Annotated in this window: 14 protein-coding genes; 12 read left to right on the forward strand and 2 right to left on the reverse strand. The window is 59.6% G+C overall.

Features of this window, described 5'->3' with window-relative positions:
* Positions 1–78: 78 nt before the first annotated feature.
* Positions 79–1,296, reverse strand: coding sequence for an HlyD family secretion protein (locus PY308_RS17815; protein ID WP_275785231.1), 1,218 nt, complete (start codon positions 1,294–1,296; stop codon positions 79–81).
* A 125-nt stretch (positions 1,297–1,421) separates the two neighbouring features.
* Here PY308_RS17815 and PY308_RS17820 point away from each other — a divergent pair, with 125 nt between their 5' ends.
* The 5 genes from PY308_RS17820 (at position 1,422) to PY308_RS17840 (ending at position 6,754) form a co-directional block, all read left to right on the forward strand.
* Positions 1,422–2,126 (forward strand): TetR/AcrR family transcriptional regulator, encoded by a 705-nt coding sequence (locus tag PY308_RS17820; protein WP_275785233.1) that lies wholly within the window; start codon positions 1,422–1,424, stop codon positions 2,124–2,126.
* Between the two features lie 194 nt (positions 2,127–2,320).
* Positions 2,321–3,070: a TerC family protein gene (locus PY308_RS17825; protein WP_275785235.1), complete on the forward strand. Its 750-nt coding sequence runs from the start codon at positions 2,321–2,323 to the stop codon at positions 3,068–3,070.
* Positions 3,071–3,338: 268 nt separating this feature from the next.
* Entirely contained in the window at positions 3,339–4,796 is a 1,458-nt protein-coding gene (gene gltX / locus PY308_RS17830) for a glutamate--tRNA ligase (RefSeq protein WP_275785237.1), read from the forward strand.
* A gap of 180 nt (positions 4,797–4,976) precedes the next feature.
* Positions 4,977–6,473, forward strand: a complete 1,497-nt coding sequence (gene lysS, locus PY308_RS17835) for a lysine--tRNA ligase (protein ID WP_275785239.1) — start codon at positions 4,977–4,979, stop codon at positions 6,471–6,473.
* 107 nt (positions 6,474–6,580) lie between these two features.
* The gene (locus PY308_RS17840; protein ID WP_275785242.1) at positions 6,581–6,754 is read left to right on the forward strand and encodes a DUF1328 domain-containing protein; all 174 of its coding nucleotides are present in this window, start codon (positions 6,581–6,583) and stop codon (positions 6,752–6,754) included.
* Between the two features lie 51 nt (positions 6,755–6,805).
* Here the strand turns inward: PY308_RS17840 and PY308_RS17845 are convergent, their stop codons facing one another.
* The gene (locus tag PY308_RS17845; RefSeq protein WP_275785244.1) at positions 6,806–7,645 is read right to left on the reverse strand and encodes a hypothetical protein; all 840 of its coding nucleotides are present in this window, start codon (positions 7,643–7,645) and stop codon (positions 6,806–6,808) included.
* Positions 7,646–7,898: 253 nt separating this feature from the next.
* Between PY308_RS17845 and PY308_RS17850 the strand changes: the two genes are divergently transcribed.
* The 7 genes from PY308_RS17850 (at position 7,899) to PY308_RS17880 (ending at position 18,394) form a co-directional block, all read left to right on the forward strand.
* On the forward strand, positions 7,899–8,861 hold the full coding sequence (locus PY308_RS17850; RefSeq protein WP_275785247.1) for a nucleoside hydrolase: 963 nt from the start codon (positions 7,899–7,901) through the stop codon (positions 8,859–8,861).
* A 59-nt stretch (positions 8,862–8,920) separates the two neighbouring features.
* Complete coding sequence (locus PY308_RS17855; RefSeq protein WP_275785249.1) at positions 8,921–9,931, forward strand: ligase-associated DNA damage response exonuclease; 1,011 nt, start codon at positions 8,921–8,923, stop codon at positions 9,929–9,931.
* A gap of 3 nt (positions 9,932–9,934) precedes the next feature.
* The gene (locus tag PY308_RS17860) at positions 9,935–11,572 is read left to right on the forward strand and encodes a cisplatin damage response ATP-dependent DNA ligase (protein ID WP_275785251.1); all 1,638 of its coding nucleotides are present in this window, start codon (positions 9,935–9,937) and stop codon (positions 11,570–11,572) included.
* A 241-nt stretch (positions 11,573–11,813) separates the two neighbouring features.
* Complete coding sequence (locus tag PY308_RS17865) at positions 11,814–13,229, forward strand: efflux transporter outer membrane subunit (protein WP_275785252.1); 1,416 nt, start codon at positions 11,814–11,816, stop codon at positions 13,227–13,229.
* A gap of 266 nt (positions 13,230–13,495) precedes the next feature.
* A complete protein-coding gene (locus PY308_RS17870; protein ID WP_434064266.1) occupies positions 13,496–16,426 on the forward strand; it encodes a monovalent cation/H+ antiporter subunit A in 2,931 nt (976 codons plus the stop codon).
* Positions 16,426–16,761, forward strand: coding sequence for a Na+/H+ antiporter subunit C (locus PY308_RS17875; protein ID WP_275785255.1), 336 nt, complete (start codon positions 16,426–16,428; stop codon positions 16,759–16,761). The genes PY308_RS17870 and PY308_RS17875 overlap by 1 nt, the downstream gene beginning before the upstream one ends.
* Complete coding sequence (locus tag PY308_RS17880; protein ID WP_275785257.1) at positions 16,742–18,394, forward strand: monovalent cation/H+ antiporter subunit D; 1,653 nt, start codon at positions 16,742–16,744, stop codon at positions 18,392–18,394. The genes PY308_RS17875 and PY308_RS17880 overlap by 20 nt, the downstream gene beginning before the upstream one ends.
* Position 18,395 lies beyond the last annotated feature (1 nt).

Raw genomic sequence — 18,395 nt, forward strand, 5'->3', positions numbered from 1 at the left:
CTAGCTCCCGCATTTCCCTCGAACAGAGAGCGGCTTATTTGATATGAGACACCGGGGTAAGCGACGATGCGCTATGGGTTATTTGATGGATGCGACGGCCTTCTGCTGCGGTGCCGTTCTGGTATCGACGTCCACGACGACGCTTAAGCCTGCACGCAAGCGCCCTGTTTCCAGAACTTCCTTCGGCAGGACGATGCGAACCGGCACGCGCTGGATGACCTTGGTGAAATTGCCGGTGGCGTTTTCAGCAGGAAGCAACGAGAAAACCGAGCCGGAGGCCGGCGAGATCGACTGAACCGTCCCGACGATCGGTTCCTCATCAAAGGCATCCACATGAATGTTGACCTTCGAACCCGGGACCATGTGGGCGATCTGCGTTTCCTTGAAGTTCGCGTCGATGTAGAGCTGATCGACAGGAACAAGGGCCGCCAGCCGCTGACCGGCAGAGACCAGATCGCCGTCCTGAACCGCAAGATTGCCGATAACGCCATCATAAGGCGCCTTCAGGACCGTGAATGCGAGATCGCGTTCGGCCTTCTGGCGTGCCAGCTCCAGCGAGCGGATGGTGCTTTCAGCTTCCGCGCGCTGGGCGACAAGTACCGAAATATTCGCATTGGCCGTGGCGATGCTGGCATCGGCTCCGACGAGGTTCGCCTTGGCCTGATCAAGCGCGACCGTGGCGCTGTCCAGAGAGGCGACCGAACCGACAGCTTTGGACTGGAGGTCGCTGGCGCGCTTGAATGTGATGTCTGCGCCGCGAACGGCAGCCTCGAGCGCCGTTTTTTGCGCCTGCGCTTGCTGAACACTGGCCTTGGCGCCAGCAATCTGTGCGTCGAAGCGCTGCAGTGACAGTTTTTCCGTGTCGATCTGCGCTTGCGCTTGCTCGGCTGGGATCCGGTAATCCTCCTTGTCGAGCGTGATCAGCGGATCGCCCGCCTTCACATGCTGATTGGCGACGACATTGACCGTTTCGACATAGCCTGAGACCTTCGGCGAGATCGAAGCGATATCGCCCTCGACATAGGCATCATCCGTGGAAATCATGAAACGGCCGTTGGTCCACCAGTCGTAGCCGTACCAACCGCCGGCGGCGACAACCGCGATGGCGATGAGCGGAAGCAGAAAATTGCGCCGCTTCGGCGTCGGCTTTTCGGCTGTTGCCACGGCGACAGCCGCCTGCGCTTCGGGCTCGGCTGCAGTCTTTGCCAGAGGGGCTGGAGCCGAATCGTTCTTGACGTCGAAGTCATCGCCCACCGGGCGAACATGGGCAGCGCCTGTTTTGCTTGAAACTGACATGTCGCGCCGTTCGTCCTTCTGAATTAATTAAACCGAACCGTTCGGTTCGATTGACATAAGGCGAATGAAGCCGCATATCAAGTGAAATCGAACCAATTGGTTCGGAAAGTTTATACGGAACAAGAATGGCCGCTCAGGACGAGAAATTGGCTGAAAAGAGCAACACCGCGACCTTCCCGGGCGACGCTTATCTTCTTTCCGGACGTCGTGCCGCCGGTGAAGATCCGGCCAAGCGCGAACAGATCATCGAGGGTGCCAAACGCGTCTTCATGAATGTCGGCTTCGACGCCGCCAGCATGAACGATATTACGCGGGAGGCCGGCGTCTCCAAAGGCACGATCTACGTCTATTTCCAGAACAAGGAAGACCTGTTTTCGGCAATGATCGAGAACGAGCGCGCTCTTTTTCTTGCAACCGTGCGAACGGTGCTGGCTGCCCATGAGGACGTCGAAGCCGGGCTTTACAAATTCGGCGTCAGCTTCGTCACCCATATGACCGGGGAAAAAGTCATCAACGCGATGCGCATCGTTCTTGGTGTCCGCGACCGTATGCCCGATCTATGCCGCCGTTTTTTCAAGGGCCCCGAAAACCTGCGTTCGGTGCTGTGCGATTTCCTGGAGCATCAGGTCGCTACGGGCAGCCTTAAAATTGATGACCTGGACCTGGCAGCAGTCCAGTTTCTCGACCTCTCCAGCGGTAGCTTCTTCAAGTTTCGTCTCTTTGGAACCATGGAAACGCCGCCACCGCCGGAGGAAATCGATCGGGTCATCAGCGGCGCTGTCCGCGTCTTCATGGCTGCCTACGGGGCGCAGCCGGCAAGAACAGGCTGATGGCCGCCGCGGCGGTCTCGCGAAAATCCGCATTCCGGCGATGAGTTAACAGTAATCAGGCCGTCCCGAAGGCACGCCGCGCTTGCCAAGGCATCAATTCCGCATACATAAGGGCACTCGACCTGCCGCCCGCGCCAACCCTGGTTACGCTGCTTTTCCTTATGTGCCTTGGAATCCTGGAAGGAACCACTCAGATGCAGGACATCATGCTGCTGATTCAAGATCCGACAGCCTGGATCGCGTTGATCACCTTGATTGTCATGGAGGTTGTTCTCGGCATCGACAACCTCATTTTCATCTCCATTCTGACCAACAAGCTGCCAGCGGAAACACGTGAAAAAGCGCGGCGCATCGGCATCGGGCTTGCCTTGGTCATGCGGCTCGGGCTGCTGGGCACTGTCGCCTGGATCGTGCAGTTGACAGCGCCCGTTTTTGAACTCTTCGGCCACGGCTACTCGTGGAAAGACATGATCCTGATCGCCGGCGGCCTTTTCCTCGTCTGGAAGGCGACCAAGGAAATCCATCATAATGTCGATCCGCAGGACCATGAAGAAGACTTCATCGCCAACTCGGCGACGACGACCTTTGCTTCGGCCATTGGCCAGATTCTCCTGCTCGACCTCGTCTTCTCGATCGACAGCATCATCACGGCCGTCGGCATGACGCCGCACCTGCCGATCATGATTGTCGCGGTGGTCTTTGCCGTCACCGTCATGCTCGTCGCCTCCGGCCCGCTGGCCCGGTTTATCGAAAAGAACCCGACAATCGTCATGCTCGCCCTCGGCTTCCTCCTGATGATCGGCACGACGCTGATCGCCGAAGGTGCGGGCTTCCACGTTCCCAAAGGCTATATCTATGCGGCGATGGCCTTTTCGGCGCTGGTGGAAGTGCTCAACATGTTCTCACGCCGCAAGCGTCAGAAAGACAAGATTCCGAAACACTGACAATTTGTATCCGGCCTGTACATGAAAAGGAGCGCGGCCACGGCTGCGCTCCTTTTCATGTAGACGAACCGTGATGCCGGGCGGCGCAGACGTTTTCCTTGACGTCCGCTTTTGAATATGGTCTCACGCCAACCAAATGGAACTCCCGGAATTTTCCGCCTTTTCAGGCGTGAATCGGGCATTTCCTTCCCATAATTGCATGCGCCTTCGCATCCGGCAAAATCGTCTCCGGTCGTAAGGCCAAACACGTCAGACACGGGCCAGGATCATGACAGACAGACCAGTCCGGGTGCGCATAGCACCTTCCCCCACCGGCGAACCACATGTCGGCACGGCCTATATCGCGCTGTTCAACTATCTCTTCGCGCAGAAACAGGGTGGTGAATTCATCCTGCGCATCGAGGACACCGACGCCACCCGTTCGACGCCCGAATTCGAGACCAAGGTGCTGGACGCGCTGAAATGGTGCGGCCTGAAATGGTCGGAAGGCCCGGATATCGGCGGCCCCTACGGCCCCTACCGCCAGAGCGACCGCAAGGATCTTTACAAGCCTTACGTCGAAAAGATCGTCGCGGCCGGCCACGGTTTCCGCTGCTTTTGCACGCCTGAGCGGCTGACGGAAATGCGCGAAGCCCAGCGCGCTGCCGGCAAGCCACCGAAATATGATGGCCTTTGCCTTCACATCGCGGCTGAGGAAGTCACGAGCCGCGTCGCAGGTGGCGAGCCGCATGTCGTGCGCATGAAGATTCCGACCGAGGGCTCCTGCAAATTCGTCGATGGGGTCTATGGCGAAGTCGATATCCCGTGGGATGCGGTCGACATGCAGGTCCTGCTGAAGGCCGATGGCATGCCGACCTATCACATGGCCAATGTCGTTGACGACCATCTGATGAAGATCACCCATGTGGCGCGCGGCGAGGAATGGTTGTCCTCTGTGCCCAAGCACATTCTGATTTACCAGTATCTCGGCCTCGAACCGCCGGTTTTCATGCATCTCTCCCTGATGCGCAATGCCGACAAGTCGAAGCTGTCGAAGCGGAAGAATCCGACCTCCATTTCCTATTATTCGGCCCTCGGCTATCTGCCGGAGGCGCTGATGAATTTCCTCGGCCTGTTCTTCATTCAGATCGCCGAGGGCGAGGAAATGCTGACCATGGACCAGCTCGCCGAAAAATTCGATCCGGCCAATCTCTCCAAGGCCGGCGCGATCTTCGACGTGCAGAAGCTCGACTGGCTGAACGGCCGCTGGCTTCGCGAAGGCCTGAGCGAAGACGAATTCGCCGCCCGTGTGCTGTCCTGGGCGATGGAGAACGACCGGATCAAGCAGGGGCTCAAACTGTCGCAGTCGCGCATTACCAAGCTCGGCGATCTTCCCGACCTCGCGGGCTTCCTGTTCAAGTCCGATCTGGCACTCGATGCCTCCTCCTTCGCCAAGGTGAAATCCTCGCCTGAGGAGCTGGTGGTAATTTTCAACGAAGTGCAGCCTTCGCTTGAGAAGATCCTTGAATGGAACGTGGAGTCCATCGAAGCCGAACTGCGGGCCGTCGCCGAACGACTTGAGAAAAAGCTCAAGGTCGTTGTTGCACCGCTCTTCATCGCGGTGTCTGGCTCGTCGCGCTCCCTACCGCTGTTCGATTCCATGGCCGTCCTTGGCCGCTCGGTCGTGCGTCAGCGCCTGAAGGTCGCGGGCCAGGTGGCGGCGTCAATGGCCGGTAGCGGGAAATGACGCTTCCTGTTCTCCCCGGCGGGGAGACGTGCCGAGCAACTGCGAGGCGATAAGGGGGCGTAGGCGAAGTTGGCCCCCTCATCCGGCGCTTCGCGCCACCTTCTCCCCGCTGGGGAGAAGAGGGAGTGTGTCGCAGCCCTCGAATTGAAAAAAATGAAAGCCCTATCGAAGGCGAGCCCTATGACCGACACCAAGACCGAAACCACCCTCTCCTCCGACGTCACCGAAGTGCGCGCGCAAAAACTGAAAATGCTGCGCGAAAAAATCGGCGACGTCTATCCCGCGCATTTCCACCGCACGATCACCAATGCGGAACTGGCAGCGAAATACGAGAGCCTGGAAGCGGATGTCGTGACGGACGATGTCGTGACCGTGGCCGGCCGTGTCTATTCCTCGCGCAATTCAGGCATGTTCATGGATATCCATGATGCCGGGGCCAAGATCCAGATCTTCTCCCACAAGGATACGACACCGGAAGACGCCCGTGCGCTGCTGCCGCTGATCGATATCGGCGATATTATCGGAGTAACCGGCGTGGTCCGGCGCACCAAGCGCGGCGAACTGTCGATCAACGCGCAAGAAATCATCATGTTGACGAAGGCGCTGTTGCCGATGCCGGAAAAGTGGCACGGCCTGTCCGATATCGAGCAACGCTATCGCAAGCGCCACCTCGACATCATGACCAACGAGGAATCCAAGCTCCGCTTTCGGCAGCGCTCGCAGATCGTTTCCGGCATCCGTCGTTTCATGGAGAATGACGGCTTCATGGAAGTGGAAACACCGATGCTGCATTCGGTCTACGGCGGCGCAACCGCCGAGCCGTTCAAGACCCATCACAATACGCTGAAGCTTGACATGTATCTGCGCATCGCGCCGGAGCTGTACCTCAAGCGGACGCTGGTTTCGGGCCTCACCGACAAGGTGTTCGAGATCAACCGCAATTTCCGCAACGAAGGCGTTTCGACACGGCACAATCCCGAATTCACCATGATGGAATGCTACTGGGCCTATGCGGACTACGAGGACATCATGGACCTCGTGGAGCGGCTTTTCTCGGATCTGGCAATGAAAATCCATGGTTCGACGGAGTTTGCCTTCGGCGACAGGGAAATCTCCTTCAAGGGCCCGTTCAAGCGGGTTCCCATGCCTGACGCCGTCAAACAAGCGACCGGCATCGACTTCCTGGCCATCAAAACCGACGAGGAAGCCCGTGCCGCTGCCAAGGCTGCCGGCTTCGAGGTCGAAAAGGACGCAACCTGGGGCGAGTGTCTGGCCTTTATATTCGAGGAAAAGGTCGAGCAGACGCTCATTCAGCCGAGCCATGTCACGCATTTCCCGAAGGATATCTCGCCCTTTGCTAAGGAAGTGCCCGGCGAGCCGCGCCTGGTCGAGCGCTTTGAGACCTATTGCAACGCCTGGGAAATCGGCAACGCCTTTTCCGAACTCAACGACCCCGAAGAGCAGCGCGCCCGCATGGTCGAGCAATTGACGCAGGCCCATGCCCGCGGCGAAAAGGCAAAGCAGCTCGACGACGAATTCCTCGACGCGATCGACCAGGGCATGCCGCCCGCCGGCGGCCTTGGCATCGGCGTCGACCGGCTGATCATGCTTTTGACCAATGCCCCGTCGATCCGCGATATCATTCTTTTCCCAGCTCGCCGTAACAAGGCAGACTGAGCGAAAAGAGCAAAAGCGCTGCCTTTGAGAGGTGGCGCATCTCGTTCAATGGAACTTTTTCCCTCCTCACGCGTTATCAGACCGCAGAATTTGGAAGGGGACCCTCCATGCTCAAATGGGCTTTGATCTTTCTTGTTATCTCGCTGATCACCGGCTTCCTGGGCTTTTCCGGCGTATCGGCGGCAACCGCAACGATTTCGAAAATCCTGTTCGCAATCGCGCTGATCATCTTCCTGATCTTCGTGGTGCTGGCCTTCATGGCCGGCAGCGCTGTCGTCTAGCGGTTTCCAGCCGCCGGACGCTGGCTCACCCGTGTCGCTGGCTTACCCGTGTCAATGCCCGGTCGGTTCTTGCTCGGGCGTTTCGGGCGCATGTTCAGCGGCGGCCTCCGCCTTATCGTCGCCCAGAACCATGGTCAGCATTTTTCCAAAAAAACCGGGCTCTGCGGCAGCGTTCTCAGAGCCTGTACCAGTGTCATGCGATGGCTCTTCCGGCGCAGCCTCCCCGTGCGTTTCAAGCTCCGCCGGTTCGCTCTCTGCAGAATGATCGGGCTGGCCGGCGGTTTTTCCATGGGCGTCGGTTTCTCCATGGGCGTCGGACGCTGGCTCGGCCGCGCCATGGGCCGCCGCTTCGGCCGCGGCCATAGGATCCAAGCAATCCGACCTGTCGTTCATTTCGGTCATCATGGCCTGTATATCGGCCAAGCCGAGTTCGACCTGCTTGCCGTGAAACAGGCCCGCAGTATTGGCCTTGCCTTCTTTGTATCGGCCGATGAAGGAAGCGCTCATTCCCGTGATCAGGGAGGGATCGGGAGCAAACATCACCTCAGCGCCGATAGCGAGCCCGCGTCGGGCCGCCCTGTCGTGAGGGCCATCGGCCTCAAGCACGACGACATGGTAGAGATCGGCTTTCTCACTGTTGGCGAGCAGCCCGCTGATGCGCAACCCCGTCCGGATGCGATCGGTGCCACCGGCAGAATCCGTGCTGATATATTTGCGGATCCAGCGCTGTCCATTGCGCCGCATTTTCAGTGTTTCCACCGTCGTGCAACCAAGACCAGACGCTGAGGTTCCTCCTTCATCGCCGGCACCAAGCAGGCTGTCCCTTGCAGAATAGATTGCGAACGCCCCGGAAGCGCCGCACAAAAGCAGCACGCCGGAAACGGCAAGCATAACCTTCCGGGGAAGCCTGATTTTCCGAACGAGAGATTTCATATGCGCCGCACCGACATTCACCGATTGAAGACTGAACCGCTGCAGTCTAGTCGAGCGACGTTTCAGAAAGTTTAAACCATGTGATAACGCATATTATTCGAACGACCCTCAGCCCAGGCTTCCTGCTTTGAAGGCCGGGGACGGTATGGTTGACTTTGCCATTCCATCCGCCTTCACTCGCACTTCCGCTCCAAGAAAGAAAAAATGCATCATGCATAAGGTAATTTTCGATACGGACCCCGGCGTAGACGATGCTATGGCATTGCTGTTCCTGCATAATCATCCTCTGATCGACCTGATCGGCATTACCTCCGTTTTCGGCAACGCCTCGATAGAAACGACGACGCGCAACGCGCTCTATCTGAAGCAGCAGTGGAACATTGCGGCCCCGGTCGCCATGGGCGCCGATGAAACCCTTGATCCGTCGCGGCCCCATGTGGATTGGCCCAAAGGCATCCACGGCGACGATGGCCTGGGCAATATCGGCGTGCCGGAGACGATCGATCTGGCTTGCGATCCGCGTCCGGCCCATCGGTTCATCATCGAGACCGTGCGCGCCCATCCGGGCGAGGTCACACTCGTTGCAGTCGGCCGCATGACCAATCTGGCGCTCGCTTTGCGGGACGATCCGGATATTGCAGTTCTCGTCAAGGATGTCGTGATCATGGGCGGCGCTTTCGACATGCGCGGCAACATCACGCCGGCTGCCGAAGCCAATATTCATGGGGACCCCGAAGCTGCCGATGCGGTGATGACGGCACCCTGGCCGGTTGTCGTTGTCGGCCTCGACGTCACCGAGCAGACGGTCATGACGAGAAGCCGGCTGGCGGACATCGTCGTACAGGGAGGATCCCCGGCAAAGCTGCTGTCGGACATTTCCCAGTTCTATATCGATTTCTATGAGCAGCATGTGGAAGACGGCATGGTCGTGCATGACAGTTGCGCCTGCGTCTATGTGGTGGCGCCGGAACTGTTTACGCTGCGCAGCGGCTCCATCCGGGTCGTCTGCGGCGGCATAGCCGACGGGCAGACCATCCAGAAGGCCGACGATCATCTCTTTCCGCCCAACGCCTGGGACAACCTGCCCAGCCAGAATGTCTGCGTGGGCATCGATGCCGAGGGCGTTCTCGATCTCCTGTCAAAGACACTGGCGCTTGCACCTTCGGCAGCCTGATCGCAAAAAATCCACTCATTTGGCTGGCAGTTGCAGAATTGCCGGCTATCTTTCGCTTTATGAAACCCGAAACGCTCCTTTACCCTACCCCCAGGGGCCTTTTTTGCGAAAAGGGCAGCTTTTATATCGATCCCGTCCAGCCGGTCGAAAAGGCGCTGATCACCCATGGCCATGCGGATCACGCGCGGGCGGGCCATACCCATGTGATGGCCACGCGGCAGACGCTTGACATCATGCGCATCCGCTATGGCGAAGCGTTCTGCCAGACGATGGAGGTCGCCGATCTCGGCAAACGCATGACGATCGGCGATGTCACGGCAAGTTTTCACCCTGCCGGCCATGTTCTCGGCTCGGCGCAAATTGCGGTGGAGGCTGGCGGAACGCGCATTGTCGTCTCCGGAGACTACAAACGCCGGCGCGATCCGACCTGCCTGCCATTCGAGCCGGTCGCTTGCGACGTCTTCATCACCGAGGCGACTTTCGGGCTTCCGGTCTTCCATCACCCCGACGATCGCGGCGAAGTTGCCAAGCTGATGACGTCGCTGCGCCAGTTTCCCGAACGATCGCATCTGGTTGGCGCTTATGCTCTGGGCAAGGCGCAACGGGTTATAGCTCTCCTGCGGGAAGCCGGACATGACGCGCCGATCTTCATCCATGGCGCGCTCACCAAACTCTGCGATTACTATGGCCAGCAGGGGATCGATCTCGGCGACATCCGTCCTGCAACTTTGGAAGCCAAGGCCAAGCAGTCCTTCGCCGGGGCAGTCGTTATCGGTCCGCCCTCCGCCTTCGCCGACCGATGGGCGCGGCGCTTTCCCGATCCGGTCTCCATCTTCGCTTCCGGCTGGATGCTGGTGCGCCAGCGCGCCAAGCAGCGCGGCGTCGAACTGCCGATGATCATTTCAGATCACTGCGACTGGGCTGAACTGAAGGATACGATTGCCGAGATCAACCCCGGCCAGGTCTGGGTGACACACGGCCGGGAGGAAGCACTCGTGCGCTGGTGCGAATTGCAGGGCATTGCCGCACGGCCGCTGCATCTGGTCGGTTACGACGACGAGGGGGAATAGCCGATGCGTGCTTTCGCCGAACTGCTCGACCGTCTTGTCCTCACCCCCCAGCGAAATGCCAAGATAAAACTGATGGCGGATTATTTCCGCACGGCGCCGGATCCAGACCGCGGCTACGCGCTGGCCGCAATCGCCGGTACGCTAACCCTGAAAACCGTCAAGCCGCAAATTCTGCGGCAACTGGTGCTCGAACGTCTCGATGAAGTACTGTTCCGCTATTCCTATGACTATGTTGGAGACCTGGCGGAGACTATCTCCCTGGTTTGGGAACGCGCGCCCGACAGCAAGGCGGCGCCCGCCGATCTCTCGCTGGGCGCCGTCATGCGCCAACTGGAAGTCGTGGGTCGTGCCGATGTCCACGCTCTGGTGCGCAATCTTCTCGACCAGTTTGACGGTTCAAGCCGCTATGCCTTTCTCAAGCTGATTACCGGCGGCCTGCGTATTGGCGTGTCTGCCCGCCTCGTCAAGCAGGCGCTTGCCGATATGGGCAATGTCGAGATCGGTGAAATCGAGACCCTCTGGCACGGACTTTCACCACCCTACGCCTCGCTCTTCCAGTGGCTCGGCGGCACGTCGGACAAGCCGAAGCTCGACATGCCAGCCGTCTTCCACGCGGTCATGCTGGCGACGCCGGTGAACGACAATGACCTCGCCAGCCTTGACCCGAAGGACTTCGCCGCTGAATGGAAATGGGATGGCATTCGTGTTCAACTTGCCAATATCGGCGGTACGCGCCGTCTTTATTCCAGAAGCGGCGACGATATTTCCACAGCCTTTCCCGATATTCTGGAGGCTGCGGATTTCGAGGGTGTGATCGATGGCGAGTTGCTCGTCGGCGGCACGATGCGCACGAACCGCGCAACCCGAACCTTCTCGGACCTGCAGCAACGGCTGAACCGCAAGACCGTGACGCGCAAGATGATCGAGGACTTCCCCGCCTTCATTCGGGGTTACGATCTGCTCTTCTCGGCGCAGGGCGACCTGCGCAGCGAGAGTTTTCTCAGCCGTCGCAATGCGCTGTCCGCTTTGATTGAGAATGCCGCGCCCACTCATTTCGACCTCTCGCCCCTCGTTCCTTTTTCCAGCTGGGACGAACTGGACCGGCTGCGCGCCGCTCCACCCGACCCTGTGATCGAGGGCATCATGCTGAAACGGCTTGAGTCGACCTATACTTCGGGACGGATGAAGGGGCCGTGGTTCAAGTGGAAGCGCGAGCCATACAATGTCGATGCGGTGCTGATGTATGCGCAACGCGGCCACGGCAAGCGTTCAAGCTACTATTCCGACTTCACCTTCGGTGTGTGGACGCGGAGCGATGGGAAGGACGTACTGGTGCCGGTCGGCAAGGCCTATTTCGGCTTCACGGACGCCGAACTGGAAATCCTTGACCGCTATGTGCGCAACAACACGATCGAACGTTTTGGTCCCGTCCGCTCGATCCGCGCAGAGTCGGACCACGGTTTCGTCGTGGAGGTCGCCTTTGAAGGTATCAACCTTTCCAGCCGCCATAAATCCGGCGTCGCCATGCGCTTTCCGCGGATTGCCCGTTTGCGAACCGATAAACTGCCAAGCGAAGCGGACCGGCTTGAAACCCTGCTTGCGATGATCGGGACAATCGAGGATAACTCGGCCAGCCGTTAACGATCGGAATCGATTAAACCGCAAAAACCATACGGACACGGGACGCAGAGAATTTCGAAGGGGTTCTTGAAATTCCGCAAGCCTGCCCCCAAAGCCGTGGCAGTTCGGAAACACTGGAACTGGGGATAGGCCTCTTTGCAGCCTCATTTCGCAATTGCGCACTCGCATGCGTCATGGAAAATGTTAAACACGCAAAACATGAATCGTTTGTTACCGGCCGGACCGCCGGATGGGGACCCAGATGAAAATAGTAAAAGCGCTCCTTCCCTTGAGCCTTGTTCTTCTTTCCGGCTGCATGGTCGGCCCCAACTACCAGGCGCCCGGCGCCGAGCTTCCGGCAAAATTCTCCCAAGGTGGCAAGGAAACGACCTCAAGCGCACCGCTTAATCCGTGGTGGGAAGCCTTCCGCGACAAAAAGCTGAACAGTCTTGTCGCTCAGGGCCTCGGCCAGAACCTTGATGTCCAGCAATCGATCGAGCGCATTATGGAAGCCCGCGCCAATGTGGTTGCTGCCGGTGCAGGTGGCCTGCCTTCTCTGGACGCCGGAGGCTCCGCAACGGTCCAGGGTCAGGACGGCTCTTATCCGCGCAAGACGACAGGCAACGATCACAGCGAAACCAAAACCCTGACGGGCGGCGCCGATGCCTCCTGGCTGATCGATTTCTTCGGGCAGTATCGCCGCGCCAAGGAATCGGCCAAGGCCTCGTTGGATGCAGCCTATGACAATGTCGGCGTGGCCCGTCTCGCCTATTTGTCGGACCTGACGACCTCCTATATCGATGCCCGCTACAATCAGGAAGCTTTGGCGCTGCAGCGCAAAAGCCTTGCGTCACGCCGCGAGACCCTGAAACTAACAGAAGACATCAAGGCAGCCGGTGCGGCATCGAGCCTCGATGTGGTGCAAGCCGAAGGCCTGGTGAACACCACGCTTGCAGAATTGCCTGCCTATGAGACCGGCTTTCATCAGGCCGCCAATCACATCGCTACGCTTCTCGGTCTGCCTGCCTCCTCCGTCACGGCAGGACTGATCAAGGGCTCGTCCCAGCCTTCGCCGCGCTATAACACCAAGCTCGGCGTCCCTGCCGATCTGATCCGCAACCGGCCCGACATTCGCAGTGCCGAGCGGCAACTCGCGGCGGCAACAGCGGCAATCGGCGTGGCCGAAGCACAGCTCTATCCGAGCCTGACGCTCAGCGGCACGATCGACGGTTCCCGCATCATCGGCAATGCCGCCACCGGCGGGCTGTCGAGCTGGTCGTTTGGCCCCAGTTTCAATGTTCCGATCTTCAATGGCGGCGCTCTCAGAGCCAATGTCGAGATTGCCAGATCTGCGGCACAGCAGCAGTATCTTACCTGGAAGCAGACGGTGCTGAATGGCATTGAAGAAGTCGAAAATGCCCTGATCGCGTTGCGCAAGAACTATGAAACGGTCGCAGCCCTACGCAAGGTCGTCGATTCCTACGAGGAGGCGCTCGGTCTTGCCCGTGAAAGCTATCGTGGCGGCGCGACATCTTTGCTCGACGTTCTCGACGCGGAGCGTTCGCTGGCGACATCGCGCGTCCAGCTTGCCGCCGGCATCCGCAGTCTGGCAGCCAATTACGTCGCATTGAATGTCGCCCTTGGTGGTGGTTCGGCGATCCAAGCCGTCGGACAGTAAAACGCCCGCCGTCAGGCCGTAAGCAATATCGAGCGCGTCCGGTTTCGCCGGGCGCGTTTTTTAATGCCCTGTCGTCAGCATCCTGCCGGCGCTGACGGTAGGGAAACACCAGATAATACGTTTTTTTGTGCCGTGGCGGGTTGGCATCCCAGGTCGAACAAGCCATAAAATAGCAGTGCCTTGCACCGACCCGGCACGAATGGCGTGCTCCGTGCACCGACACCCAGCGAACATCCGGTCGCATCAGCTTCGAAGGATCCGAGCCTATAGAAATCGCGGAATTATTGCTCCTGCTTCTTGTTCTTGCGCCTTTCGCAGGAAGCCTCGCTGCAATCTGTATTCCGTCGAACAACAGCGCAGCCGCCGCCTGGATCTCCGGCGCAACAGCGCTTTTTTGTCTTGCAACGGCGGCGGGCTGCTATCCCATGGTCTCGTCCGGCCAGGTCGTCCGTTTTGACCTGGCATGGCTACCGGAACTGGGCCTGAATTTTACCTTGCGTATGGACGGATTTGCCTGGTTGTTCGCCTGTCTGGTGGCAGCGATCGGTCTTCTGGTCGTGGTGTATGCCCGCTATTACATGTCGGCCAGCGATCCGGTTCCGCGCTTCTTTGCCCTCTTCCTCTCGTTCATGGGCGCCATGCTCGGGGTTGTCCTGTCCGGAAACCTCATTCTTCTGGCGATCTTCTGGGAATTGACCAGCATCATCTCCTTCCTGTTGATCGGCTATTGGCACCACAACAGTCACGCGCGAGACGGCGCCCGCATGGCGCTGACCGTTACGGGAACAGGCGGCCTGTGCATGTTCGTCGGGCTGATGCTGATCGGCCATATCGTCGGCAGCTATGATATGGACGTCGTCCTGTCCTCCGGCAACGCCATCCGCAGTCATCCGCTTTACCTGACGGTGCTCATTCTCATCCTGCTCGGTGCATTGACGAAGAGCGCGCAGTTTCCATTCCATTTCTGGCTGCCGCACGCCATGGCTGCGCCGACACCTGTCTCGGCCTATCTTCACTCAGCAACACTGGTGAAGGCCGGCGTCTTCCTCTTGACACGACTATGGCCCGTCATGGCGGGCACGGACGCGTGGTTTTGGATCGTCGGCCTCGCGGGTCTGAGCACATTGCTGCTAGGCGCTTATTTCGCGATTTTCCAGCAGGATATGAAAGGGTTATTGGCCTATTCGACGATCAGTCATCTCGGCCTTATCACCGTGCTGCTCAGCCTCGGAAGTCCTCTGGCCGCGGTGGCCGCCATCTTCCACACGATGAACCACGCGACCTTCAAGGCATCGTTGTTCATGGCAGCCGGTATTATCGACCACGAGACAGGCACCCGGGACATGCGCAGGCTGAGCGGCCTGTTCAGACACATGCCGTTCACGGCCACGCTTGCCATGGTCGCGAGCGCGTCCATGGCCGGCGTGCCGCTGCTCAACGGGTTCCTGTCGAAGGAGATGTTCTTTGCCGAGGCCATCGAAACGCACAAGTACAACCTGCTCGACACTGTCACGCCCTATGTGGCAACGCTGGCCGGCATATTCTCCGTCACCTACTCTCTGCGCTTCATCTACAGCGTCTTCTTCGGCCCGCAGCCGCATGATTTGCCGAAGATGCCGCACGAGCCGCCGCACTGGATGCGCGCGCCGATAGAGTTTCTGGTTCTTGCCTGCCTCGTTGTGGGGATCGTGCCGTCTCTGACGATCGGCCCCCTGCTCCACACAGCCGTCGAATCGGTGCTGGGAAATGCCACGCCGACCTACAGCCTAGCCGTCTGGCACGGCTGGAACCTGCCTTTGCTGATGAGTCTCGTGGCACTCGTCGGCGGGGTCGGCCTGTTCCTGGCCATGCGGCCTTACCTCGCCACGAGCGTGGAGGGGCCACCGCTGTTCCGGCTTCTCGAAGGACAGCGCATCTTCGAGCGTGTTCTCGTCACCCTCTCCTGGAAATGGGCCCGTTCGATCGAGATACGGGCCGGAACCCGCCGCTTGCAGCCGCAGATGCGCATCCTGATCGCCATTGCATTGGCCGCAGGCGCGACACCGCTGTTTCTACAGGGCTTCCAGCCGGCCGCGATCGTCCCGCGCAACGTCGATCCGGCTTTCGCGCTGATCTGGTTGCTCGGCATGACCTGCGCGATCGGTGCGGCCTATCAGGCAAAGTTTCACCGTCTGGCCGCTCTCGTGCTTCTGGGTGGCGCCGGGCTTGTCACCTGTCTCACATTCGTGTGGCTATCGGCTCCCGATCTTGCCGTCACCCAGCTCCTGGTCGAAATCGTCACAACCGTTCTGATTCTGCTCGGTCTTCGCTGGCTGCCGAAGCGCATCGAGGACCGCGACGATCCGGAGACGATGACGTTGCCTGTCCGTCTTCGTCGTCTGCGAGATCTTATCGTCGCAGTGCTCTGCGGCCTCGGCATGATGTTTGTCTCCTATACCGTGATGACCCGCCAGATGCCGGAAACGATTTCGAGCTATTTCCTGGAAAGAGCCTACAGCGAAGGCGGCGGCACCAATGTGGTCAACGTCATCCTCGTCGATTTCCGCGGCTTCGACACACTTGGGGAAATTGCCGTTCTCTGCATTGTCGCGCTCACGGTGTTCGCGCTTTTGCTGCGCTTCCGCCCGGCGACGGAAAGCCTGGAAACCCCGGTGCAGCAGCGGGTGCAGAATGCTTACGACGATGAACATCCGGACCGGAAAAAGGGCGACAGTGTCGCCGAATATCTGCTCGTACCGGCTGTCATCATGCGCTGGATGTTTCCGGTGATCGGCATGCTGGCGGCCTTCCTTTTTTTCCGGGGCCATGATCTTCCGGGCGGCGGCTTTGCCGCCGGCATCGCCATGTCGATCGGCTTCATCCTGCAATATATGGCGGGCGGAACCCGTTGGGTTGAAGAACGGCTGCGCATCCATCCTCTGCGCTGGATGGCGATCGGCCTGATCATCTCCACCATGACAGGTCTCGGCTCGTGGGTGTTCGGTTATCCTTTCCTGACGTCCCATTCGCAGTATGCATCCTTGCCAATCGTCGGAAAGATACCGCTGGCGACCGCTATCCTGTTCGACCTCGGCGTCTTCTCGCTGGTGCTGGGAGCAACTGTGCTGATCCTCATCGCATTGGCGCACCAGTCGCTGCGCGCACCGCGCGTCCATGCGGCGAGAGCTGCAAAAGCTGCTGCGAAGGAGGCCTTGTAATGGAGCTCGTGCTCTCTGCAGCGATCGGCATTTTGACGACTTCCGGCGTTTGGTTGCTGTTCCGGCCGCGCACCTATCAGGTCGTCATCGGCCTTTCGCTCCTTTCCTATGCCGTGAACCTGTTCATTTTCAGCATGGGTCGCCTGCGGGTGAACGCGCCGCCTGTTCTCGAGGCCGGCGGCGCGGGGGGCCTCCTGACCCATACCGATCCTATCCCCCAGGCGCTCGTCCTGACGGCCATCGTCATCGGTTTCGCCATGACGGCACTGTTCCTCGTGGTGCTGCTCGCTTCGCGCGGCCTGACCGGCACGGACCATGTGGACGGACGGGAGTAATGTTGCAGTGAGCGTCCCGCACCATCTCATTATCCTGCCAATCCTGTTACCGCTGCTCACTGCCGCCGCCTTGATCCCGATCGATGAACGCAACCGGACAGCCAAGGGGGTTTTCGCCTTTGCTTCCACCATGCTGACCTTCCTGATCAGCATCGTCCTCATGCGGGCTGCGGCCATGTCGGGAGAGGGCGAGAGCGGTGTAAGCGTCTATCTTCTCGGCAACTGGCCCGCGCCCTTCGGCATCGTTCTGGTGCTGGACCGGCTTTCCGCCCTGATGCTGGTGCTGACATCGGTTCTGGCGCTCGCGACACAGGTCTTCTCCATGGCGAAATGGCACCGGGCAGGGCATCATTTCCACTCCCTGTTCCAGATGATGATCGCAGGCCTGAACGGTGCTTTCCTGACGGGCGACCTGTTCAATCTGTTCGTCTTCTTCGAGATCATGCTGGCCGCGTCCTACGGCCTGCTGCTGCACGGCTCCGGCGCGATGCGGGTGAAGGCGGGCCTGCATTATATCGCCATCAACCTGGCTGCCTCTTCGCTGTTCCTGATCGGAGTGAGTCTGATCTATGGCGCGACAGGCACGCTGAACATGGCCGACCTTGCCTTGCGCATCGGCACGATCGGCCCGGAAAACCGGATGCTCATGGAAGCCGGTGCCGCCGTTCTGGGTGTGGCTTTTCTCGTCAAGGCGGGCATGTGGCCGCTCGGCTTCTGGCTCCCGGCAACCTATGCCGCCGCAACGCCGCCGGTGGGTGCGATCTTCGGTATTCTGACAAAGGTCGGCGTTTATATCCTCCTGCGTCTATCGATGCTTCTTTTCAGCGCCGACGCCGGGAATTCCGCCGGCTTCGGCCAATCTGTCCTGCTCTACGGTGGCCTGCTGACAATCGGTTTCGGGGCGATCGGCGTTCTTGCCTCCCAGGCGATGGGCCGGCTGGCAGGCTACTGCGTTCTGGTCTCCTCCGGTACGCTGCTTGCAGCGATCGGGCTCGGAAATAGCGCGGTCATCGGTGGCGCCCTGTTCTATCTCGTGACATCGACGCTGACGATCTCAGCATTTTTCCTGCTGATCGAACTGGTGGAGCGTGCCCGCGACGCCGGCGCCGACGTTCTCGCCGTTACCATGGAAGCCTATGGCGATACGGATGAGAACGAGGAGGAAAAGGAAATCGGCGTTGCCGTTCCCGGCACCGTGGCCGTACTCGGCCTTTGTTTCTGCATTTGCGCCATTCTTTTGGCGGGCCTGCCCCCCCTCTCCGGCTTTCTCGCCAAATTCGCAATTCTCCACGGCCTGTTCAATGCCGGCAGTTTTGGCGGCGACACCCCGATCTCGGCATCCGGCTGGACCTACACGGCGCTTCTGATCCTTTCAGGCCTCTCGGCCATGATCGCCTTGAACCGCGTCGGCATCCGGACCTTCTGGACCTCCATAGAGGGGACTGTTCCGCGCGTCTTCCTGATCGAGATCGCTCCCGTCCTGATGCTTCTTGCAGCTTGCCTGTTCCTCACGCTGCATGCAGGGTCCGCCATGCGCTACATGGATGCGACGGCCAAGGCGCTCTCCGAGCCGCAGCACTATATCGGACGGGTGATGTCTGCGCCCCGCTCCGATGCAAGTGGAGGCAACTGAG

The organism is Pararhizobium gei, from assembly GCF_029223885.1.
Classification (GTDB): domain Bacteria; phylum Pseudomonadota; class Alphaproteobacteria; order Rhizobiales; family Rhizobiaceae; genus Pararhizobium; species Pararhizobium gei.